This is a genomic window from Gordonia sp. GN26 (genome assembly GCF_054823965.1).
Genome location: NZ_JSYC01000160.1, coordinates 101 through 22,143, shown reverse-complemented (window position 1 = coordinate 22,143; position 22,043 = coordinate 101). Strand labels below are relative to the sequence as shown.

22 protein-coding genes are annotated in these 22,043 nt (G+C 67.0%); 16 read left to right on the top strand and 6 right to left on the bottom strand.

Translation table 11 applies throughout. The features are described from left to right. Positions 1 to 92: 92 nt before the first annotated feature. Positions 93 to 2,297: an acyltransferase family protein gene (locus OK17_RS21590; RefSeq protein WP_461418706.1), complete on the bottom strand. Its 2,205-nt coding sequence runs from the start codon at positions 2,295 to 2,297 to the stop codon at positions 93 to 95. Positions 2,298 to 2,452: 155 nt separating this feature from the next. Here OK17_RS21590 and OK17_RS21585 point away from each other — a divergent pair, with 155 nt between their 5' ends. The 3 genes from OK17_RS21585 (at position 2,453) to OK17_RS21575 (ending at position 5,621) form a co-directional block, all read left to right on the top strand. Then, positions 2,453 to 3,016 (top strand): dihydrofolate reductase family protein, encoded by a 564-nt coding sequence (locus tag OK17_RS21585; protein ID WP_461418705.1) that lies wholly within the window; start codon positions 2,453 to 2,455, stop codon positions 3,014 to 3,016. A 157-nt stretch (positions 3,017 to 3,173) separates the two neighbouring features. Beyond that, a complete protein-coding gene (locus tag OK17_RS21580; protein ID WP_461418704.1) occupies positions 3,174 to 4,532 on the top strand; it encodes a styrene monooxygenase/indole monooxygenase family protein in 1,359 nt (452 codons plus the stop codon). Positions 4,533 to 4,688: 156 nt separating this feature from the next. Beyond that, positions 4,689 to 5,621 carry an oxidoreductase gene (locus OK17_RS21575; RefSeq protein WP_232717773.1) on the top strand — a complete coding sequence of 311 codons (933 nt, stop codon included), beginning with the start codon at positions 4,689 to 4,691 and terminating at the stop codon, positions 5,619 to 5,621. A gap of 82 nt (positions 5,622 to 5,703) precedes the next feature. Here the strand turns inward: OK17_RS21575 and OK17_RS21570 are convergent, their stop codons facing one another. Continuing rightward, positions 5,704 to 6,789, bottom strand: a complete 1,086-nt coding sequence (locus tag OK17_RS21570; RefSeq protein WP_232717774.1) for an NAD(P)H-dependent amine dehydrogenase family protein — start codon at positions 6,787 to 6,789, stop codon at positions 5,704 to 5,706. A gap of 36 nt (positions 6,790 to 6,825) precedes the next feature. Beyond that, the gene (locus tag OK17_RS21565; protein WP_232717775.1) at positions 6,826 to 7,929 is read right to left on the bottom strand and encodes a Rieske 2Fe-2S domain-containing protein; all 1,104 of its coding nucleotides are present in this window, start codon (positions 7,927 to 7,929) and stop codon (positions 6,826 to 6,828) included. 212 nt (positions 7,930 to 8,141) lie between these two features. On the opposite strand from OK17_RS21565, the gene OK17_RS21560 reads away from it, so the two are divergent. Next, the gene (locus OK17_RS21560; protein WP_461418703.1) at positions 8,142 to 9,194 is read left to right on the top strand and encodes an alpha/beta fold hydrolase; all 1,053 of its coding nucleotides are present in this window, start codon (positions 8,142 to 8,144) and stop codon (positions 9,192 to 9,194) included. A 13-nt stretch (positions 9,195 to 9,207) separates the two neighbouring features. Here OK17_RS21560 and OK17_RS21555 read toward each other — a convergent pair whose 3' ends face one another. Further along, positions 9,208 to 10,266 carry a pirin family protein gene (locus OK17_RS21555; RefSeq protein ID WP_232717777.1) on the bottom strand — a complete coding sequence of 353 codons (1,059 nt, stop codon included), beginning with the start codon at positions 10,264 to 10,266 and terminating at the stop codon, positions 9,208 to 9,210. A gap of 106 nt (positions 10,267 to 10,372) precedes the next feature. Between OK17_RS21555 and OK17_RS21550 the strand changes: the two genes are divergently transcribed. Genes OK17_RS21550 through OK17_RS21540 form a run of 3 tightly spaced genes read left to right on the top strand, consistent with a single transcriptional unit; the run spans position 10,373 to position 12,344 of the window. Further along, entirely contained in the window at positions 10,373 to 10,798 is a 426-nt protein-coding gene (locus tag OK17_RS21550; RefSeq protein WP_232717778.1) for a winged helix-turn-helix transcriptional regulator, read from the top strand. Then, positions 10,795 to 11,676, top strand: a complete 882-nt coding sequence (locus tag OK17_RS21545) for an LLM class flavin-dependent oxidoreductase (RefSeq protein ID WP_232717779.1) — start codon at positions 10,795 to 10,797, stop codon at positions 11,674 to 11,676. The genes OK17_RS21550 and OK17_RS21545 overlap by 4 nt, the downstream gene beginning before the upstream one ends. A gap of 26 nt (positions 11,677 to 11,702) precedes the next feature. Next, positions 11,703 to 12,344, top strand: a complete 642-nt coding sequence (locus OK17_RS21540) for a TetR/AcrR family transcriptional regulator (protein ID WP_232717780.1) — start codon at positions 11,703 to 11,705, stop codon at positions 12,342 to 12,344. Here OK17_RS21540 and OK17_RS21535 read toward each other — a convergent pair. Next, positions 12,341 to 12,679: a hypothetical protein gene (locus OK17_RS21535; protein ID WP_232717781.1), complete on the bottom strand. Its 339-nt coding sequence runs from the start codon at positions 12,677 to 12,679 to the stop codon at positions 12,341 to 12,343. The two genes, OK17_RS21540 and OK17_RS21535, sit on opposite strands and share 4 nt — an antisense overlap. Positions 12,680 to 12,834: 155 nt before the next feature. Between OK17_RS21535 and thiM the strand changes: the two genes are divergently transcribed. Genes thiM through OK17_RS21510 form a run of 5 tightly spaced genes read left to right on the top strand, consistent with a single transcriptional unit; the run spans position 12,835 to position 17,309 of the window. Further along, the gene (gene thiM, locus OK17_RS21530) at positions 12,835 to 13,608 is read left to right on the top strand and encodes a hydroxyethylthiazole kinase (RefSeq protein ID WP_232717782.1); all 774 of its coding nucleotides are present in this window, start codon (positions 12,835 to 12,837) and stop codon (positions 13,606 to 13,608) included. Positions 13,609 to 13,667: 59 nt separating this feature from the next. After that, the gene (locus OK17_RS21525) at positions 13,668 to 15,029 is read left to right on the top strand and encodes an LLM class flavin-dependent oxidoreductase (RefSeq protein WP_232717783.1); all 1,362 of its coding nucleotides are present in this window, start codon (positions 13,668 to 13,670) and stop codon (positions 15,027 to 15,029) included. Then, positions 15,026 to 15,901 (top strand): sulfurtransferase, encoded by an 876-nt coding sequence (locus OK17_RS21520; RefSeq protein ID WP_232717784.1) that lies wholly within the window; start codon positions 15,026 to 15,028, stop codon positions 15,899 to 15,901. The genes OK17_RS21525 and OK17_RS21520 overlap by 4 nt, the downstream gene beginning before the upstream one ends. Beyond that, complete coding sequence (locus OK17_RS21515; RefSeq protein ID WP_232717785.1) at positions 15,898 to 16,647, top strand: HAD family hydrolase; 750 nt, start codon at positions 15,898 to 15,900, stop codon at positions 16,645 to 16,647. Before OK17_RS21520 ends, OK17_RS21515 begins: the two co-directional genes overlap by 4 nt. Further along, positions 16,644 to 17,309 (top strand): GntR family transcriptional regulator, encoded by a 666-nt coding sequence (locus OK17_RS21510; RefSeq protein WP_232717786.1) that lies wholly within the window; start codon positions 16,644 to 16,646, stop codon positions 17,307 to 17,309. Before OK17_RS21515 ends, OK17_RS21510 begins: the two co-directional genes overlap by 4 nt. Before the next feature lie 8 nt (positions 17,310 to 17,317). On the opposite strand, the gene OK17_RS21505 is transcribed toward OK17_RS21510, so the two are convergent. Then, a complete protein-coding gene (locus tag OK17_RS21505; RefSeq protein ID WP_232717902.1) occupies positions 17,318 to 18,073 on the bottom strand; it encodes a cutinase family protein in 756 nt (251 codons plus the stop codon). A 120-nt stretch (positions 18,074 to 18,193) separates the two neighbouring features. Between OK17_RS21505 and OK17_RS21500 the strand changes: the two genes are divergently transcribed. From OK17_RS21500 to OK17_RS21485, 4 genes are all read left to right on the top strand, one after another. Beyond that, positions 18,194 to 18,577, top strand: a complete 384-nt coding sequence (locus OK17_RS21500; protein WP_232717787.1) for an SRPBCC family protein — start codon at positions 18,194 to 18,196, stop codon at positions 18,575 to 18,577. Positions 18,578 to 18,818: 241 nt separating this feature from the next. Next, on the top strand, positions 18,819 to 20,096 hold the full coding sequence (locus OK17_RS21495; protein WP_461418707.1) for a hypothetical protein: 1,278 nt from the start codon (positions 18,819 to 18,821) through the stop codon (positions 20,094 to 20,096). Positions 20,097 to 20,149: 53 nt separating this feature from the next. Beyond that, on the top strand, positions 20,150 to 21,457 hold the full coding sequence (locus OK17_RS21490) for a lipase family protein (protein ID WP_269785018.1): 1,308 nt from the start codon (positions 20,150 to 20,152) through the stop codon (positions 21,455 to 21,457). A gap of 78 nt (positions 21,458 to 21,535) precedes the next feature. Further along, on the top strand, positions 21,536 to 22,043 hold a 508-nt coding region (locus OK17_RS21485), incomplete at its 3' end, for an alpha/beta fold hydrolase (RefSeq protein WP_461418702.1).

Below are 22,043 nucleotides of genomic sequence, written 5' to 3'. Positions count from 1 at the left end.
TCGCAGGCTCCTCGCCTACTCAACCAGCGGTCTGGTGGCCGAGTAGCACTGAAGCGCAAGCCGAGGGGCGTATCCAGGTCATCACCAGCCGGTCACCACCAGCCGGTGGCCTTCTGCAGGTCGGTCTCGATCGCCGGGATGAGGCTGCGTACGAACGTGGCAGACAGGTGGTGGTAGTCGTGCCACATCAGGATGTTCCCGACCACCGCCGGGCAGTACGTGTCGTCGCACATGGCGTCGGTGTAGTCCAGGAAGGTCATGTTCGGGAACTCGTCGGCGAGCGCGGCAGCCGGGTCGGTGGGCGCCATGGCCTGTGCACGTGAGACGCCGCAGACCTCGGGCTTGCGGCCGCTCGCGAGGCATTCCGGCGGCTTCAGCTTGCCGGTCGACCACGGGTTGTCGCGGATGCCGATCACCTTCTGCCCGCGGTCGCGGAACTGGGCGAAGATCTCCTCGTAGTCCTTGGGCACGTAGTCGCCCTTGGCGGCCCCCTCGGGAGGACGGGTGGAGGTGGTGAACACGTAGTCGGGCTTGTCCACGGCCAGGCGTTCCATCACGCGATTCGACCAGTCGTTGCACTGGTAGTACTTCTGGCCGAACCAGGTGAAGACGTGCTCGGTGGTGAGTGCACAGCCCACCTTGAGGTAGGTCGTGACGCGGAAGTTGTGCCGTTTGCCGATGTCGTTCAGCGCGGTGATCCACTGCTCGGCGTGGGAGCCACCGACCAGGGCGATGGTGCGGGTGGCGTTCACGTCGCCGTAGTACCCGACCTTGATCGACGGGTCCTTCCATCCGCTGATGATCGAGTCGTAGGAGGTGATCGGCCAGTCCATGTCGACGACGTCGGGGCTCGGCTGGGCGGTCACCTTCGGGACCGGCGCACCGTTGAGGAAGGCGCGTCCACCCGGATAGAGGCGGGGGTCGAGGTTCTCGGTGTCGAGGGTCGCGTTGGCGGCGTCGCGCTGCCAGGTCACCGCGGCACTGCCGGCGGCGACACTGACGATCAGCAGGACCGCGAGAAGGGCCACCCGGTAGCCGTGGGAGTTCTGGAAGCCCGGCTTGTTCGGCTTCGTCGGCGTGTTCGGTGCCTCCGACGCCACGGTCTTCTTGCGTCGCAGCGACCCGGACCGCAGCGGGGTCTCGACGTATTTGGTGGTGAGCCACGCGATCAGGACAGAGACGCCCAGGATCCCGGTGCCCTCGAGCCAGGACACCTCGTCCTGATAGCGCCACGCCATGTAGAAGATCAGCAGTGGCCAGTGCCACAGGTAGAGCGCGTACGCGATGGAACCCAGCCACACCAGCTGCGGATAGGCGAGACCACGAGTCACCCGGGCCTGTCCCTCGGCGGGGCGGGCGGTGGCGGCCGAGCCCGCCCAGATCAGGATGAGTGTCGCGCCGACGGGCACGAGCGCCCAGGCCGCGGGGTACTCCTGGACACCGGCGATCCACCAGCCGCAGGTGATGATCAGGCCGAGGGCGATGAGGCTCAGTAGATTGCGCATGCGCGCGGACAGCGCGAGCTTCGGCATCCACACCGCGAGCAGGCCGCCGACGAGCGGCTCCCACAGTCGGGCGACGGTGTCGTAGTAGGTGAACGGCTGGTTGATGCCGTGGCGGAAGTTGGCCCACGCGAAGGAGACCAGCGCAACGCCCAGGAGCGCGAACCCGACGATGCCGCGCACGACCTGCGGGCGGCGGAAGAACTCGACCTTGAGAGCCAGCGCGCGCAGCAGACCACCGAGGGCGAGTGCACTCAGCAAGGTGATCAGGAAGAACTGACCCTGCATCGACATCGACCACAGGTGTTGCATCGGGCTGTTCGCGGAGTCGGCGGCCGCATAGTCCTGCGACTCGAACGCGAGATGCCAGTTCTGGTAGTACAGCGCGCTGGCCTGCAGTTCGGCGCCGAGCGGACCCCACCGGGTCGTCGGCATCACGAGAACGATCAGCGCAGCGGTGAAGGCCAGCACCAGTAGCAGCGCCGGCAGCAGCCGTCGGACCAGGCGCCAGAACCGCGGCCCCGGGTTGAGCGCGCTGCCCCACGACGCGGAAGCGGGCTGGGTGGCGAGCACATGCTTGAGCAGCGACGCGACGAAGAAGTATCCCGAGAGCGTCAGGAAGACGTCCACGCCGCCGGACACCCGCCCGAACCAGACGTGGAAGACGGCGACCAAAGCGATAGCGATGCCGCGCAGGCCGTCGAGGTCGAGCCGATAGCCCGAGGTGTTTCCGGTCGCGGCGTCCTCGTTGGGCGTCGCGACGACCGGGGCTACTTCGGGAACGGGCGTGCGCACAGAGGGCGATGGTACTTGTCGGCGGTGGTGCGTCGCCGCCGCCGCGGCGGGTGTCGGCGGACCCACAGGATGTTCGAAGGTTCCTGTTACCGGGTCTACCTCGGAAGACGGCCGTAGCCTCGGACAATCTTTCGGAACCGACTGTGAGGAGTTGCATGCTGATCTACACGATGGGTGTCTCGGTGGACGGTTACATCCACGATCGGGACGGCGACTTCCAATGGCCGGGGCACAGCGACGGCCTCTTCGCATTCCACACCGAACGCGTCGGGAGCCTCGGCGGCACGATCCTCGGTCGGCGGTTGTACGAGACGATGCGGGTCTGGGAGACCGACCCGGCCATGCGCGACACCGAGGCGGGCGCCGTTTTCGCCGACATCTGGGCCGCCCTGCCGAAGGTCGTCTTCAGTCGCACCCTCGACGCGGTCGACGGCAACGCCAGACTCGCCCGTGCGTCCGTCGCCGACGAGGTCGCGGAGGTCCGCGCCGCGACGGACCGGGACATCGAGATCGGCGGAGCGGACCTGGCGTCGCAGGCCTTCGAACTCGGCCTGGTCGACGAGCTGCGGATCTTCCGGTACCCGGTCGTCGTGGGCGGGGGCACCCCGATGCTGCCGCCGGTCACCGATCGCGTCGACCTCCATCTGGTGGAGACCCGATTGTTCGGTGTCGTCGCATACGAGCGCTACCGGGTGCACAGGCGTCCGCAGGCCGAGTAGCGCCGACCGAGCGTGGCGAGGCCGACGCGTATCGAGGTCAGCCCCCCGACCACCCATTCGTTCGTGCTGCGTCTAAACCTTCAGCGACGACGATCGCCCCGGCACCCTGTCTCCCAGTCATCACACGCAGTGCATGCAACCGATCAGGGAGACACACATGACCACACGACGATCCGTCGCGATCATCGGGGCCGGACTCGCCGGGACCACTGCCGGTCTCGGATTTCTCGACGCCGGCTTCGACGTCACGATCTACAGCGACCGCGACCGTGACTCGCTGCGCAACAAGGTGCCGCCGACCGGCGTCGGCGTGCTCTTCGGCAAGTCCCAGGAGTGGGATGCCGAGATCATCGAGGATCTCTACGAGGTCGGCAAGACCACCGGCATGAGCGTCCGCCTGTACGGCGGCGCGGGGGAGGATCGCGCCCCCGTTCTCGAATACGACCCCGACTACGGTTACATCTCCGCTGCCGTCGATCTCCGCCTGCGTGCCGACGACCGCCTCGGCCGGTTCCTGGACCGCGGCGGACGATTCGAGGTCACCACCGTCGATCTCGACAACCTCGACGAGATCGCCGGGGCGGCCGACCTCACCCTCGTCGCCACCGGCAAGGGCGGACTGTCGACGCTGTTCCCGGTCGACGAGTCGCGCACCAAGTACCGCGAGCCGCAGCGTCGACTGCTGCAGGTCACGTTGACGGGCGTCGACCACGGACCGGACGTGTTCGCCTACCGCTCGCAGGCGGGCGCCGGTCACTCGTTGTACAACCTCGACAGCGAGAACGGCGAGCTGTTCGTCGGCCCGTTCCTGCACAAGGACGAGGGAGCGACCTGGTCCTTCATCGTCTTCGCCAAGCCGTCGGGTGCCTGGGCGCCGCGCATCGACGACGTCCACGACGCGGTGACCGCACGGCGAACCATCGCCGGCATCTTCGCGGAGTTCTTCCCGGAGGATGCGCCGGTCATCGAGCAGCTCGACGTCATCGAATCCGACCCGGTGTCGTGGCTGAAGGGTGCGGTCACCCCGACCGTGCGTCAGGCGGTTGCCACCACCAGGAGCGGTCATCCGGTGGCTGCGATCGGCGACACCGCGATCGCCGTCGATCCCGTCGCCGGCCAGGGGGCCCAGAACACGCTCATCCAGGTCGCCGAGCTGGTCAAGGCCGCCCGCGCCCACGACGGCGAGTTCACCGCGGACTGGCTGGCCGACGAGTTCGAGAAGCATTGGGAGCGCCGCGGTCACGCGGCCACCGAGGTCACCCGCCTGTTCCTCGGTGACCCCGACTTCGCGACCCACCTCGAGTTGTCGTTTCCGGCTGCCGCCGTCGATCCGAACGTCGCCCAGGCCCTGCTCGGTCTGCTGTCCGACCCGAATCCGCTCCTCGGTCTGCGGACCCGTGCGGATGTCGAGAACTTCATCACTGCGGTGGCGGGAGAGCCGTTCGACCAGGTCCTCGCCAGGTTCGCGCCGGCCGGACAGTTCAGCGCCGCCGCGCCGGCGCCCGTGACCGTCTGACCTGTAGGTCGCACGACCAGTGGTTGCACCGCGCCCCGACCGCGTTCTCCGGAACGCGATCGGGGTGCGGTCGCGTGTGACACCCGAACCGGAACTGTCACAGGAGATGTGATACGAACAACAGCGTCCGTTGTGCCGGAGTCAGAGGGGGAGCACGTGAAGACGGGTTGGACATTGGCCGACGCGCCTTCACAGACCGGGCGGGTCGCCGTGGTCACCGGGGCCAACGGGGGAATCGGACGTGAAGCCGCCCGGGGGCTCGCCACTCTCGGCGCCACGGTGGTGCTGGCATGCCGCAACGCCGAGACCGCTGCCGCCGCGCGCGACGACATCGTCGCCGAGGTACCCGGTGCGGAGGTGGAGATCCTCGACCTCGATCTCGCCAGTCTCGATTCCGTGCGCGCTGCCGCCGAGGAGATCCGACGACGCCATCCGCGGATCGACGTCCTGGTGAACAACGCCGGGGTCATGCGCGCCCAGCGCGATCTGACGCCTGACGGCTTCGAGATGGACTTCGGTACCAACTTCCTCGGCCACTACGCGCTCACCGGGTTGCTGATGGACCGGTTGCTCGCCGCCGACGCCGCACGGATCGTCACGGTCGGCAGTCACGCTCACCGTGCGGGCAACATCGATTTCTCCGACATCCCGATGGACCGCACGTTCACCAGCGCCGGAGCGTATTCACGGGCCAAGCTCGCCCAGATGTTGTTCTCTATGGAGCTCGACCGCCGGCTGAGAGCCGCTGAGGCACCGGCGATCTCGATCGCCGCGCATCCGGGTGGCACACGGACCGGGGTGATGCGCGAGCAGAACAAATTCCTGCAGTGGGCGTATCACGCGCCGTCGCTGCGGTGGCTCACCGATCGTTTCATCATGGATCCGCCCGAGGGTGCCCTGCCGATCCTGCGGGCAGCCACGGACCCGAAGGTCTCGGGAGGCCAGTATTACGGTCCCACAGGGAGTTTCGGCCTGGCCGGTCCGCCGGTGCTGGTCGAGCCGTCGCCGAAGGCCAAGGACCGCGCCGTCGCCGAACGGTTGTGGGATGTCGGCGCCGAGCTCACCGGCATCAGTATCGACCTCGGCTGAAGGGGATTCCCGAAAGGCGTTCTCGAGGGAGGGATTTCTCGAGGAGTGGGTTCACCGAGGTCGATACCGACACCGCGCCGGCTCAGATCTTGAAGCGGCCGGCGAAGCTCCGTAGCGGGAGGTCGGCACTGGTCACGATCCCCGGCGGGGCCGCGACCACCGATCGTATCGAGTTGAGTGCGGGCAGGCCGGTGACGGTCATGCCGATCGACGCGAAGTTCTCTGGGTTGGACAGGTCGAATCCCCTGCGCGGGAAGATCATGTGCTTGGAGTAGATGTTCGGGTCGCCGGTCACCTGGGTGATGTAGCAGGCCTGGATGTTCCACGACGGATCGGTGTGCGGAGTCATCTGCCATTCGAGATGGGATTCCACGCGCGGCACGCCGTCGACCATGCCCTGGTACTTGATGTAGCTGCCGCCCAACGACCCGGCGGGTAGCTGGTACCAACCGAGGTCGACGTCTTTGGTGCAGGCGCCCAGCTCGTAGGAGAACGCCACCTCGTCGAGTTCGAGATCGAAGGCGTCGGCCATGAGGTACACCGAGTCGGCGAAGACGGCGGTGTACTTGTAGAGCGAGTCCGGGATCGACGGGTCATCGACCGGTAAGCCGTAACCGACGGCCTTCCAGGTGTCGACCGAATGATGGCAGGAGACGTCCACCGACTCGGTCACCGTGACGTTCTCGATCTCGGCGACGTCGGCGGTGTGCACGATGCCGAGGATCTGTGCCAGACCGGGATTCATGCCCGTGCCGTAGAAGGTGGCGCCTCCCTTGGCGCAGGCCTCGGCGATGACCTCGCTGACCTTGCGGCCGGAGTGGTGCGGATGGTTGGTGTCCCGGTGGAAGCCGGTGATCCAGTCGGCGGTGGTCACGATGTCGATACCGGCCTCGAGGACCTGCACGTAGAGATCCTCGTCGGGAAAGACGCCGTGGAAGGTGAGCACGTCGGGTCGTGCGGCGATGATCTCTTCCACGGTGCCGGTCGCGATCACGCCGATCGGGCCGATGCCGACGATCTCACCGGCATCCCGGCCCACCTTGTCCGACGAATAACAGTGCAGGCCGATCAGTTCCAGATCGGGATGATTGCGGATGCGGTCGATCATCTCGGTGCCCAGATTGCCGGTGGCCACCTGGAAGACCCGGATCTTTTCGGGTGCCGTCATCGTGAGGTCCTTTCGGGACGAGGGAGAAGAGTCGGGTCAGGACTGCGTAGCTGCGTCGGTGTCGACGCGTGCTGCCGCGCGGCTGTCGATGTGCGCTGCCGCGCGGAGTGCTTCGAGCTCGGACCGGCGGATCCGGACGAACTCGTCGGCCGAGGCGCCGCCGTCGGGATAGAACTGTCGGGCCCACTGTCGCAGCGCGGTGAATCCCGCGTACTCCTTGCGGGACAGGGCCGGTGGGTCGGAGTAACGCTGATGTGCCCAGATGTCGATGTCGGCGGCGAACTGCTCGATGACCAACTCGGCCATGGTCTTTCCGTATCGGGTGATCTCGCCGGTCTCCTCGCCGGGTTTGCGCCCGATCCAGACGGTGAAGCGCACGTCCGAGGTGTGCTCGTCGACCGGGGTGACCGCGGGCATCGTACGGTTGTCGACCATGCCCCAGCTCTTGGTGACCGAGCAACCGAGGCCGGCGTTGATGGATTCGACTCCGCTGGTCGCACTTTCGAGTGTCGCGCCTTCGTCGAAGGCGATGGTGAAGTCGACGTAGGACACCGGGCCGGAGAAATCGTGCCGGGTGAAATCCGGCATGAACGGTGTCTTGTGGACGAACTTGAAATGGGCGAAGTCGACGCCGTTCTCCATGATGTACTGCGGGTGGATCTCGAGGCCCGGCCGGAACAAAGTCGCGCCGGGAATCGGTGGGTAATAGTCGGCCGCGGTCGCGTCGTCGTCGAAGTCGGCGAAGATGTCCGGGACATCGAAATGCGGTGGCCGCCCGTCGACGTCGTGCCAGATCCAGACGGCTTCGTTGCGTTCGACGACGGGGTAGCTGCGGATGCGTCGACCCTTGTTGGGGTGGTTCTCGTAGGGGATGCACACGTTGCGTCCGTCCTGGTTCCACTCCCAACCGTGGAAGGGGCAGACCAGGTTCTCACCCTCGACGTGGCCGCCGTGGCCGAGGTGGGCGCCGAGATGCTCACAGTAGGCGTCGAATACGGAGATCCGGCCGGACCGGGATCGCCAGGCGACCATCTCGCGACCGAAATACTTCATCGTGTGCACGGCCCCGACGGCGATCTCGGTCGACCATGCGACCTGGAACCATCCGGTGGGTGTCATCGACAGCGGCGTTTGCGCCATGCGGCCACGGTAGGACGCGCAGAACCGGAATACAAGAGGGTTCTGTGAAAAAGGTCGAAAACAGCGTTCAAGTGGAGGTTTGAGGGGTCTCTCATCCGGTTACTCGTGTGTCCAACAAAATTCCTTCGAAACTGTTGGAACATCCGACGCCGGTTTGTATCATTGCTCCGGCGCTGTGACGTGGCTTACAGCAATGACGCCGGGAGGCCGAGATGAACGCAGGTGGTGCGCTACGCACTGCACGACTGGCAGACGCCCAGTCGATGCTGACGGGACTGGTACGACCGGCCGAGGCCCGACGCCGACTCCGCAGCCGTCAGTACGCCATCGCACTGTTCAACTCGCGCGAGCCCGAACGTGCCACCTGGGCACTCACCGACGACGGCGCCCGCCTCCGGGTCCACCATTACGGATCACCGGATGCGCCGGTCCTGGTGCTGGTCCACGGATGGTCCTGCTGCATCGAGTACTGGAACCCGCAGATCAACGCCCTCGCCGAGCGTTACCACGTCATCGCCTACGACCAGCGGGGTCACGGGGAGAGCACGTGGGGCAAGCGCCGCTTCGACGCCGACGTCCTGGCCGACGACCTCCACACGGTGGTCGATCAGGCCGTGCCGCGTGACTCGAAGGCCGTGTTCGTCGGCCACAGCATGGGCGGCATCACCGTGCAGGCGTGGGCGCACCGTCACCCCGACCAGGTGGAGGAGCGTGCGGCCGCACTGGTGCTCGCGAACACGACCTGGGGCGGGATCGCCGCGGAGACCCGGGTCCTGCCGTTCCTCAACACCATGTTCAAGGCGCCGATCTGGCTCGGTCAGGCCGCTCTGTCGGTCCCGTTTCCGTTCCCTGGCGGTCGATTCGCGCGGAGTCTGGTCCGGACCCGCATCCTCAACGGTCGCTCGGCGACGGTGGATCACGCCGAGTTCGTGCTCGCGATGAGTCGTTCGTGCAACCCGGTCGCGCGGGCGAAGGCCGCGGTCGCGCTCATCGAACTGGCCCTGGGGCCGGTGGGAGCCGAGGCCATCACCGTGCCGACCACGGTCATCGGTGGACGCCATGACCTGTTGCTTCCACACGCGATGACCCAGCGCATCGCCCACACGCTCTCGATCCGCGGCTATCTCGACCAGCTCGTCGTGCTGGACACCGGTCATGCCTCCAACATCGAGGCCGCCGAGGACTTCACCGCCGAGATCCATCGCGTCATGTACTCGGTCTCGACGCCGACCGAGTTGACAGAGCTGGAGGGTGCCGCGAGCTGAGCCGACCCGGGAATCACTCCCCGGGCCGCTCGACCCGTCCATCCGGGAACCGGGCGAAGCGCCCCTCGGTCCGCGGGTGGACCGGCGCGTCGGAGTCCCACGGCCAACCGCCGAACCGCGTGCGGCGGTAGTCGCTGTAGGCCTGATCGATCTCCTCGGCACTGTTCATGACGAACGGGCCGTACTGGACGACCGGCTCGCCGATCTCTGCGCCCTGCAGCACGAGGATCGTCGACGGTTCGTCCCCGTTGGCGACGGCCAACGCCGACGCCCGCGTCTGTTCGAAGCCGATTCCCGAGTCGACTGTTGCACCGTCGATCTCGACGCGAGCCGCCTCTCCGTGGACATACAGCATCCGGCGGGTGTCCGTCGAGGCCGGTGCCGGTAGATCGACCCTCGCGTGCGGTTCGAGATCGATCAGCCAGATCGCCACGTCCGCTGCCGGATCCGATGCCCAGGAGTGTTTCGGCGCCTCGAGTGCCGTGGCGGATCCGAAGGATCCAGCGATCACCCGGACGGTGGCCTTCGCCCCGTCCTCGTCGTGCACGACGACGGGGATGTCCTCGGACCACTGCATCGTGAACTCCGGATCGGCGGTCTTGTCGCGCGCCGGGAGGTTCAGCCAGATCTGGTAGAGCTCAAATGGATTGTCGCGATCGGCATTCACGAGGGGAAAGACCTCCGAGTGGGAGACGCCCTTGCCTGCGGTCACCCACTGCACGTCGCCGTTGCTGTACCGGGCGCTGGCGCCCGTCGAATCGGCGTGGTCGACGACGCCCCGGCGGACCACGGTGATGGTCTCGAAACCACGGTGTGGGTGCGCGGGAAAGCCCGGAATCGTGGTCCCGTGGTACATGTTCCAGCCCGACGGGTGGCCGAAGTCGCTGCCGAGCTGCCGGTCGTCGACGCCGGTGGCGGGACCCATCTCGGCATTGCCGGCCGGGTAGGCATCGAGATGATGGACTGCGAAGAGGAATGGGCCGACGCCGCGCCAGGGATGGCCCAGCTCGACGACACGGCCGGCGCGAGAGTGGTCCGCCGCGGGCGACTGGCTCGTTTGTGGGGAGGTCATGACGACTCCTTCTCGTTGTGGTTTCTGATCCTGCCGTCCACAACGCATCCGCATTCACTCTTATTTCAAGAGTGCTCTTGTTTCCAGAGAGGCGTACGCTCGCAGCATGGACACGGGGCAGGGCAGATCGAAGGGTTCGGTCACGATCACGGGATCGGTCACGATCGACGACCTCCTCGCCGGTTCCGACACTGTTCGCGCCGCACTCGAGACCATCGGGGGCGTCTGGCCCATGACGGTGCTCATCGCGCTCGACACCGAACCCCGACGCTACGGCGAACTGCGCCGGGCCGTGGTGGGTATCAACGACCGCATGCTGTCGCAGACGTTGCGGCGTTTCGTGCGCGACGGCTTGGTCGCTCGCGGGGTCATGCCGAGTCGGCGGTCCTGTGTGCAGTACACCCTGACCGATCTCGGTGTGGAAGTGCGGGCGGCCGTCGCCGAGTTCGCGTCGGTCGTCATCGGGCTGGCGCCGCGGGTGGCCGCCGCCCGGAAAGAGTTCGATCGCCGATCCGACGAGGAGTCATCATGACCGACTACGGACAACCGTTGCGTTTCGGGTTCTTTCCGAGCCCGCGGGCCGACCGGATCGACGACCTGCTCCGTCTCGTGAACGTCGCAGAGGCGGCCGGGCTCGATCTCGTCAGTGTCCAGGACCATCCTTACCAGCGGCGTTTCCTCGACACCTGGACGCTGTTGTCCGTCATCGGTGCTCGGACGGAGTCGATCCGGTTGTCGCCCAACGTCGCCAACCTGCCGCTGCGTCCGCCGGTGATGTTGGCCAAGGCGGCGTCGACTCTCGACATCCTGACCGGCGGCCGCGTCGAACTCGGTCTGGGGGCCGGAGCGTTCTGGGACGGGGTGGTCGCCGCGGGAGGGCCGCGCCGCTCTCCGGGTGAGGCGGTCGATGCCCTCGCCGAGGCGATCACGGTGATGAGGGCCTTCTGGGCAGGAGGCACGGTCGATCTCGACGGTGAGTTCTATCCCGTCCACGGACTCCACGCCGGACCCGCTCCGGCGCACGACATTCCGATCTGGCTGGGTGCGTTGGGGCCGCGGATGCTGCGGCTGACCGGAGAAGTGGCCGACGCGTGGGTGCCCAGCCTGCAGTTCGTCCCGCCGGATCAGGTGGCCGAGAAGGCCGCGATCATCGACGACGCGGCGCGTGCGGCCGGCCGGGACCCCGCGGACATCACCCGGATCTACAACATCGCGGGCACTTTCGGTTCCGACGCCGGCCTGCTCGCCGGCACACCCGCGCAGTGGGCGGAACAGCTGACGGACCTGACCGTCTCCCTCGGCATGAGCAAATTCATCCTGGCCACCGACGACCCCGACGATCTGGCGAGGTTCGCCGACGAGGTGGCCCCGGCGGTCCGTGAACTCGTGGCCGCAGAACGCCAGGCGTGAATCCCCAGCGGCTACCATCGGCGACCATGACCCCCGTCGACGCCCGCACCCCGGCCGGTACACCGGCGCCCGGTGCTCGGCGTGCGAATCGTCGGGGACAGGCGACCCGCGATGCGATGCTCGACGCGGCGATCAGTTCGTTGGCCTCAGGTGATCCGGCGTCGGTGTCGGGCAATCGGATCGCCAAGGACATCGGCGCGACCTGGGGTGCTGTCAAGTACCAGTTCGACGACATCGACGGCCTCTGGGCGGCGGTGCTGCACCGGACCGCCGAGCAGCGCGGCGATCTGCCGGTCAGCGTGAAACCCGAAGCGCCACTGGCCGAGCGGGTCGAGGCAATCATCGAGCTCATGTATGCGGGTCTGACCGCGCCGGAGTCCCGCGCCATCGAGACCCTGCGGGCAGCACTACCCCGCGATCCCGACGAACTCCGGCGACTGTTCCCCAAGACCGCCGCCGAGTTCGCGTCGTGGGGGCCGTCCTGGACCGAGTCCTGCCAGCGCGCCTTTGCCGACCTCGACGTCGACCCGGAACGGGTCCGCGAGGTCGCGGCGTTCCTGCCCGGCGCCATGCGAGGTCTGGTGTCGGAGAAGCAACTCGGCAGCTTTCAGGATCAGGAACTGGCGCGACGCGGACTCGCGCGAGCGATCGTGGCGCTCCTCAGCTAACCCCGCCACGCATCCGTCGAGCGGGACACGACGGTCTCGACCGTGAGGATGACGACGCACAGCATCGCCACCGTGCCCGGTCCGAAGACCAGGAGGTTGTCGATTCGTTCCCACGCGCCGGGACTCCACAGGGCCACCCATGTCAGGACCAGTGCGACGGCGGTCGCGAGCTCGCCGACCACATTGATCGTGATGAAGATGCGGGCAGACAGTTTGTGACGTTTCGCGATCCGGCGGGAGAAGTGGAAGTCGGCGCCGAAGGCCAACAGCAGGACGGCGAAGACAGACAACAGCACGCCGAGGTCGTCGGGGGTGAGGTCACGCATGCTGTTCATCGTCGCCCACGGTGCCGGGGGTCGGCGTGAGGCACGTGGCATGTGTTGAAACCGGGCTGAGTTTAATTGCGGACTGATTGGCAGTGTCCGCATCCAACTGTATACAACTAAATGCAGTTCTAGACCCGGAGTGCGAACCACGAGGAGCAGTGCAGATGGAAACGACGACAGTCCAGTCGCCCGAAGTGAAGACCGCCATCGCGAGCCTCCGGGAAAAGGCCCCGTTCATCTATGGCCTGACCAACTACGTTGCGGCCAATCTGAGCGCGAACGTACTGCTCGCGCTGGGCGCGGGTCCCGCGATCGGGGCGGCGCCCGGCTTCACCACGGCGTTTCCCGCCGGTGCGGGCGCGGTCTGGATCAACGGTGCGGCCCTGATGTCCTCGGTGACTCCGGAGGCCTTGGAGGAGGCTGCCGCGACCGCACACACGGCGGGCACTCCGTGGGTGCTCGATCCGGTGGCCATCGGCGCAGGAGCCGGCGAGTACGACGAGATCCTCACGTCGCTGTTGAAGTACGAGCCGTCGATCATCCGCGGCAACGCCAGCGAGATCTCGGCACTGGCCGGCGGCGCCGGCGGCAGCGGCGTCGACTCGACGCTCGACTCCTCGGAGGTCATCGACACCGTCAAGGACCTGGCCGTCCGCCTCGACGCGGTGGTGGCGGTGTCCGGAGAGGTCGACTACCTCTGTGACCCGTCGGGCCGGGCGACCTCGGTCACGGGCGGCGATGCGAAGATGCCTCAGGTCACCGGCACCGGCTGCAGCCTCGGTGCACTCAGCGCGGCGTACTGCGCCGTCGTCGATCCGTTCACTGCAGCACGCGCCGCACACGCCGCGTTTGCCGCGGCGGGGGAGCGGGCAGGTGCTCGCACCACCGGCACCGGATCGTTCGCCGTGGCCTTCCTCGACGAACTCTCCACCCTCTGACCAGGCAGACGAACCCCGCCCGCCGTCAATCGCAGATCAGTCGCAAAGGAGCGAATGACATGTCCCGCAAGCAGATCCACTTGGCCGCATTCATGAATGCCGGCCCGCAGGGGACGGTCGGTTGGCGACATCCCGACGCCGGGGACGGCTTCCTCACGGCTGAGCACTATCTGCACATCGCCCGGATCCTCGAAGACGCCAAGTTCGACATGGCGTTCGTCCCCGACGCGCTCGCCGTCCCGCGAAGCCTCGGCGACTCCTTCGAGCCGGCGGTCAGATTCGGCACCGGCACACCGCGTCTGGACCCGATGACGGTCATCACCCTGATGAGTTCGGTGACAACCAAACTCGGTGTCGCCGCGACGATGTCGACCGGTTACCAGGAGCCGTACAACCTCGCTCGGTCCATGGGCACGCTCGATCACCTCAGTGGTGGACGCGCCGGGTGGAACGTCGTCACCAGCTTCCAGGATGCGGAGGCGCAGAACTTCAACCAGGACAAGTTGCCCGACCGCGAGGAGCGGTATGCGCGGGCCGAGGAGTTCCTCGAGGTGACCACCCGACTGTGGGATTCCTGGTCCGACGACGCGCTGATCCACGACAAGGAGTCCGGACGCTTCGCCCGCCCCGAGGAGGTCGAGGCGATCGACCACAAGGGCCGCTTCTTCCAGGTTCAGGGGCCGCTCGGCGTGCCCCGACCGCCGCAGGGATACCCGGTCATCGTGCAGGCCGGCGCGTCGCCGACGGGACGCGACTTCGCCTCCCGCTGGGCCGATGTCGTGTTCTGCAGCCACGCGTCGCTCGAGAGTGCCGTCGATTTCTACCAGGACATGAAGCAGCGCGCGGCCGCCCACGGCCGGGACCCCGAACAGCTCAAGATCCTGCCCGCCGCCACCACCGTCGTCGGCACCGACGTCCGCGACGCGATGGCCAAGCACGAGGCATTCTTCGAACTCGTCGACCACGAGGCCGGCCTGTCGCGCCTGGCGTATCACGTCAACGTCGACCTCACGAAGTACGACCTCGACGGCCCGCTCCCGTCGCTCGAAGTGGTTGGCGTGGAGGGTCATTACCGCGAGGTCGTGGAGTTCGCCGAGCGGGAGAACCTGTCCATCCGCGAGATCGGTCGCTGGTACGGCGCGCGTACCGAGGGAAACATGATCGGTTCGGCCGCCGACATCGCCGACACGATGGAGCAGTGGCTCGACGCCGGGGCCGCAGACGGATTCATGATCCAGGCGACCCATGTGCCGGCGGCTTTCGAGGACGTCGCCACCCACGTGGTGCCCGAACTGCAGCGCCGCGGGCTGTTCCGCACCGAGTACGAGGGCGACACGTTACGCGAGAACCTCGGTCTCAACCGACCGGAGCGGGGCGAATGGCGTAACCGGGCGAAGGGCGTCGTCGAGGCCGGCGCGTGACCCGCGCCGCGTCCGCGCTCGTCTCCGCGGAATGGCTGCACCGCAACGTTGATTCCGTCGTCGTACTCGATGCCAGCATCGCGAGGTCGGTCGACGATGCCGGGTTGACGGTGTTCGATCCCGGTCACGAGGTCTTCCGCGCCGCTCACATCGCGGGAGCCCGGTTCGCCGACCTGTTCGCGGCTTTCTCCGATCCGTCGTCGACGATCGCTTTCACGCGGCCGACGGTCGACCAGATGTCCGTGACAGCAGCGGAACTCGGCATCACCCCGGAGGACGACATCGTCGTGTACGACCAGCTCAGCGGCGCCTACGCCGCGCGCGTGTGGCTGGTGCTGCGGTCCTTCGGATTCGATCGTGCGCGTGTGCTCGATGGCGGGTTCACCCGCTGGCAGGACCGCGGCTACCCGGTCGCCACCGGCGACTCCACACCCGCCGCCGTCGCCGCGGACGTGGAGATCCGGGACCTCGGCACCCCGGTGTTCACCGACCTCGACGAGGTGCGTGCGGTGTCGGACGACGAAGGATCGCCCACTGCGCTCGTATGTGCTCTCCGGTCTCCCGACTACACGGGTGAATCCGGCGGCGACCGGCCCGGCCACATCCCGGGCAGTCTGAGCGTGCCCTACCCCGACCTGCTGAACGACGACGGCACCTTCTCGGCCGAGCGGACCCGGAAGGCACTGCAGCAGTGTGGGATAGACCGAGATGCCGAAGTGATCGTCTACTGCGGCGGTGGGATCAACGCCGCCGGTGCGGCATTGGCCTTCGTCGAGGCCGGATACCCGCAACCCCGGGTCTATGACGGTTCGCTGAGTGAATGGCGGAGTCATCCGGCGCTCCCGCTCGTGACGGGAGTCCTGCCGCGATGACCCATGGAGACCTTTCGGAGGCGCCGACGCTGGTCATCTTCGACATCGACGGCACGTTGCTCGACTCGGCCGCAGCGCATGACCGGGTGGCCATCGATGTGCTCGCCCGGCACGGCCTCGATGTACTCGCCAAGCCGTGGGAGGCGTACCGCGCCTACACTGATTCGGCGGTGACCGGTGAGGTGTACGAGGACAAGCACGGCATTCCCGCCGACCCGGCGTTCATCGCGGAACTGGAGCGGCTCTACGCCAAGGAGTTCGACGTTCACGTGTCCACGGGAGCGGTCGACGAGATCGCCGGTGCACGAAAGCTGCTGGCAGAATTGGCGACACGGCGTGATGTGTACGGTGCCTTCGCCACCGGGTCGTTTCGTGCCCTCGCCCGTACCAAACTGCGCGTGCTCGGCGTCGAACCGGACGACGTACCGCTCGCCACCGGTACCGAGTACGACAACCGCGCTGAGATCGTGCGCGACGCCATCGGCCAGGCATCGGTTCGTCACGGGATCGAAGATTGGCGGATGGTGATCCTCGGCGACGGAAAGTGGGACGAACTCACGGCCCGGCACCTCGGCATCCCGTTGGTCGGCGTGCAGACGGGCGCACATCGCTTCGCCGACGACACCGCACTCGTCGTCGACGACCTGCGGTCGGTTCGTGTCGACACGCTTGTCGGGTTGTCTGCAAGGATCGAGGGGCTCGCAGAGTCCGCCCTGTATGACCCGACGGAAGGTGACCGCCGATGAAGAGCGCCCGCGACGCGGTCTACGAAGCGCTGCACGAGCGTTTGACGCACGGCCACTATCCCGCCGACGCGACCCTCATCCCTCAGGCGCTGAGCGACGAGTTCGGGGTGTCACGGACCCCGGTCCGGGAAGCACTGGCGTTACTCGAACGCAAGGGGTTGCTGATCGCGGCGTCGCGGGGATTCGTCCTGCGAATCCGCAGCGATGAGGAGATGCTCGAGATCTTCGAGGTGCGAGCGATTCTCGAGTCCAGCGCCGCAGCGGCGGCTGCCGAACGCCACACACCGGTCGACATCGCCCGGCTCAGAGAGGCACTGGCGCAGAGTGCGAGTCACACCGATCCGGTCGAGATCCGACACGCACTCAATGTCTTCCACGACTGTGTGATGCGGGCGGCGCACAACCAGACGATCTACGGCATGGAACGGGACCTTCGCGATCAGATCAAGGTCAGCGCGCCGTGGTTCACCCCGACCGGTCGCGAGAGCTTCGAGAGTTCGGTGAGCGAGCACGAGCAGATCCTGTCGGCGATCATCGACGGATCAGCCGAGAAGGCCCGCTTGCTCATGCTCGAACACCTGAATCACGATCGGGACGTCCGAATTTCGCAGCTCGTCTCCCGGACGATGGGTGTTGCGGCGGGGGAGAGCCCCAGCCCCTGAACTGCGCCTCAGACTCGCCGTGCCACGAAGCGTGCACCGTCGAGGGTCATGCCATTGACCGAGTAGAGCGTGTGCAGGGCGTTGGGGCCGCCCACCGGCGCGCCGTCGCAGATGGTGTCACCGGCGACGCAGTAGCGCACTGTCTTCCCGCGGTACGGGGTGGAGACGCGGACCGGGGGCGCGCCGATGTCGGTGATGAAGCGGTCCGACGGGGCTCCGAAGAAGACGATCGCCGCGACATTGCGCGAGAGCGACGCCGGCAGCGGCGGCGGGACGAAACGGTCGTACGCCTTGTACTGCGCGGGAAGGTCGAGGCCGGCATGGACGGCGTAACCCGCGACGACCGCACCCTGGGAGTAGCCGCCGAGAACGACCTTGGTGTCTGGGCACTTGGCTGCCAGCGACTTGACGCGGTTCTGGGTGGTGCGAACGCCGTCGGCGACGGTCCGGGCGAACTTCAACTTGTTGCCGAACTGGTCGCTCGCCGGGTAGGGGACGCCATAGGCGGCAACGGACTTGCCGGGGAGCTGTGACCGGACGGCTTCGACGAAGGAAATGCCGGTCAGGCCCAGAGGGGGCGCGGGTTCGACGGTCCCTCGGGCGAACACGACCTCGACGTCGGGGCAGCCCGGCTTGGCCTCGGCCGCCGGGCTTCCCGCGATCACTGACCCGGCGACAGCGGCGATCAGGGACGCGGCGACGATGCCCAGCCGGGTGATCACGCCTCTCGGTCGGGTCCTATGTGAGTTCGCGTCGTGGTTCATTCTGATCCCGTCGGTGGTGGTTCGCTCGTCGTCACGGGTCGCATGGGACTGTCCCCCCGTTGTCGTGACCATTCCAGGTTCCCCGCCGGATGCGTCACCAAACGCGGAATACTGATCGTCATGCGGAGTCGCCACGTGAGCACGGTGATCGGTGCGTCAACCGAGGATGTGTACGAGTTCATCTCCGATCCCGACAATCTCCCGAAGTGGGCGGCTGGGCTCGCGAGTTCCGAGGTGGTCCGACGCGGTGACGATCTCCTGGCGGAGTCGCCGATGGGCACTGTGACGGTCCGGTTCGTTCCGCGGAACACCCTCGGGGTCGTCGACCACGACGTGATCCTCCCGAACGGCGACACCGTGCACAATCCGCTGCGCGTTCTGCCGCATCCGGACGGGGCCGAGGTGGTGTTCACGCTCCGACAGCTGTCGATGTCCGACGACGAGTTCAACCGGGACACCCGCATGGTCGAGGAGGATCTGGCGCGGCTCAGGGCACTGTTCTGACCTACTCTCCGATCCTCGATCAGCGGCGGGTCGCGGAGATCGTCGCGGAGCCCTGTCTCGACCACCCTTGACCAGGGCGATTTCGAGGATTCCGAGCATCGCCTGAAATCGGTGTTGCGCTGCGACGTTCGGTTGATCGGACGTATTTCGGAGGATTCCTCCGGTTTTGCGATGCCGAATTGCTGGCTGACGACCTCAAGCATTAGATTCACTTCGGTTATGGGAATGTGACTCGGCCGTGATGGTCGGTTGCTTGAACGGGAGCATCGTGAACAAGGTCGTACGGGTATCGGTCTGCGCGGCGGTGGCAGTAGTCGTCGCGCTCGGTTCGCTGGTGAGCGGGGGTACGGCATCCGCCGATTCCCTGTCGCGGTATCTGAACCTGCCGCTGGTCAATCGTGATGCCTCGCAAGGCCCGGGCGGTGTGCACCCGGCGTTGCCGACCGACCCAGCAACCCTGCAGCGGCTGGTCGGGCAGGCCCGCGACCAAGGACTCGCGCCGTCGTCGTACCAGGCGTTGCTGTTCCAGTACTGGCTCGTCGAGACGACGACGCGCGCCGGTATCGACCTCGCGTCGTGGAACCCGCGTGCCGGTGTCGGCGCCAACCACCAGAACCTGCTGAAGTCCTACCGCTACTACGAGGATCTGCAGCTCGCGCATCGCGAACTGCAGTGGGCCGGCATGGGTGGCCTGGTCGGCGCCGACTTCGGCGGCGGCCTGCTCGACTACAAGGACGCCACCGAGATCTTCGAACTCAGCCGACTGCAGCCCGTCGCCCACGCGATCGTGGCCCGCGTCAACGAACTCGCGGGACCGCAGGCGGTCAACAGCCTCCCCGGCGGACTCCGCGCGCTGGCCCGCGTCGGCGCCAAGATCACCGCCGACGACCTGCGGCAGGTCCAGGGGCAGATCCTGGTGATGCAGAAGAACATCTTCTCCGACCTGATGCCGATGCACCGGGCCTACGTCGTCGGCGGTCTGCCGGCACTCCGGGAGATGCACGAGGCGGGCATCTTCGACGACGAGATCATGAGCGCCTGGGAGGGCATCGCCTCCAGGAAGCCCGCCGCGGTCGCCGCAGGCAATGCCCGTCTGCTGCAGCGCGAGCAGGGCGAGGTCATCAACAAGCAGTGGGACGCGACCCGCAACTACAAGGGCGACGTCGGTGAGGCCATGACCTACGGCAGCACCGTGGCCGCCGCGCCGTCGGTCGCCGGTGTGGTCCCGCCGCGCGACATCCGTCAACTCAAGGTCCCGGGCCGTGCGCTCGACGGTCGCAAGGTGACCGTGAGTCTGCCGCTGCCGGAGTGGAACTGGTCGGTCTACGAGGACCGCTGGGTCTACATCTCCACCGAACTTCTGCCGAAGTACCGCACCCAGGTCGAGTACCACTGGCACGCACTGCGCGCCGCCATGAGCGTTCCGTACTTCGAGCAGATGGAAACACACCGTCCCACCCGAAACCTGCTGCCGCTGATGGAGTCGGTTCTGACCTCGATCAAGGTGACCTACCAGTGAACTCATCCTTCTCGCGTCTGTCCCGACGGATCACGCTCGTGGCCGTCCTGGCGATGGTCGCCTCCGGTATCGCGCTGGCCGCGCCGGCCGGCGCCGCGCCCAACCGGACGCCGGGCCTGAACGAGGTGCTGAACGGTTTCGTCGTCGGCGCACTGCGTGATGGTCGCCTCGCGAGCCCGCAGGAGGTCATCGACCCGCTGGTCGCCGGTGACCCCTTCTATGCCGAGCCTCGTCTCTCCGGGCGCGAGAAGCCCGGAGATGTGTTGAAGGCCAAGAAGGTTGCCGTCCAGTTCATGGGTTGGCGTCCGGCGAAACTTGACGCCTACAAGCTGATGTACGTGACCCGCGGGCTGCACGACGAGCAGGAGATCTCGACCGGGCTGCTGATGATCCCGCGCGACGGCAAACCCGACGCCACTCGGCCGCTGATCGGCTACCAACTCGCCAACGACAGCGTCGGCGCCTACTGCCATCCGTCCACGATGTGGACCGGCGGTGACCCGCTGGACGGTGCGTCCTGGTCGGCGCTGGGCCCGCTGGGCCAGTTCTTCGGCAAGGGCTACGCGGTCATGATGAGCGATGTCGGCAACGACGGTGATCCCAAGCCGCACGGCGTCTTCGCCGGCAAGTTCGCGGGCAAGGCACTCCTCGACGGTCTGCGCGCAGCGCTTCGGCACGACGGCAACGAGCTCTCCGAGGCGTCGCCGCTGGGCATGTTCGGGATCGCCGGCGGCGGTGTCGGTGCGGCCTTTGCCGCGGAGAACGCGAAAAAGTATGCGCCCGAACTGGATATCAAGGGCGTCGTCCTCGAGGGCATGGTCGTCGACCAGAAGAACTTCATCGCCACCGCCGATGGCTCGGTCGGCTCGGCCTTCGTCCTCGCCACGCTGCTCGGTCTCGAACCGCGTTACCCGGCAATGAAACTCGACGAGAAGTTCACCCCGGCAGGCAAGGCCATCGCCGACGTCTTCCGCACCCAATGCCAGACCCCGGCCTACTTCACCATGCCGTTCGTGCCGATGAACACGCTTTTCAAGAGCGGTGAGAACCCGGCCGAGATCGCCGACTTCCAGCCGGTCTACGAAGACAACAAGCTGGGCCGCAAGTCGCCCACCGCACCGGTGCTGATCGCGTCGTGCGCGAAGGACGACTCGCCGATGTCGCTGGTGCCCGCGAAGGATTCCCGGAAGCTTGCCGCCGACTACCGCCGCGGCGGCACCGAGGTCGACTACCAGCCCACCGACTGCAGCATGGTTCGGTTCCTCACCAACCTCTACGGCTGGGGCACAGATCTGTTCGGCATGCAGACCGTCGACTGGCTGGCCGAGAAGCTCGCCGAGAAGCCGCTCAAGGGGAAGTGAGTCCCGAGACCCTCCGATGAGAACTCGCGTCGGGCAGGGTCAGTCTTTGTAGCGATACCGAGCTACGAAGGGATCACGATGACACTGCTCCTGTTCGTCCACGGCGCAGGGGGTTTCGCCGACGACCGCCAGATCGCCGACGGCCTCGGCAGCGCTCTCGGCGTGCCCGTCGACATGCCGGAGTTCGCGAGCGACGACATGTCCTTGCAGGCGTGGGCTGAACCATTGCGCGTCCGGTTGTCGACGATGGGCGCCGACGACCTCCTGGTCGCCCACTCGTTCGGCGCGTCGATCCTGCTGCACGTGCTTGCCGAGCCGGGGTACGCCGGGCCGAGACGAGCGGTCCTCCTGGCGATGCCGAACTGGGGGCCGAACGGTTGGGACGTCGACGAGTACGAGTTCGCCGGCTCACCACCGCGCGGCGTCTCGCTGTCGTTGCATCACTGCATCGACGACGAGGAGGTCCCGCTCGGGCATCTGGACCTCAATGCCGCTCTGCTCCCGGACGCGCAGCTGCACCGCCACGCGGCCGGCGGTCACCAGTTCGTCGGCCAGGTCGAAGCCATCGCCGCTGACTTGCGCACCG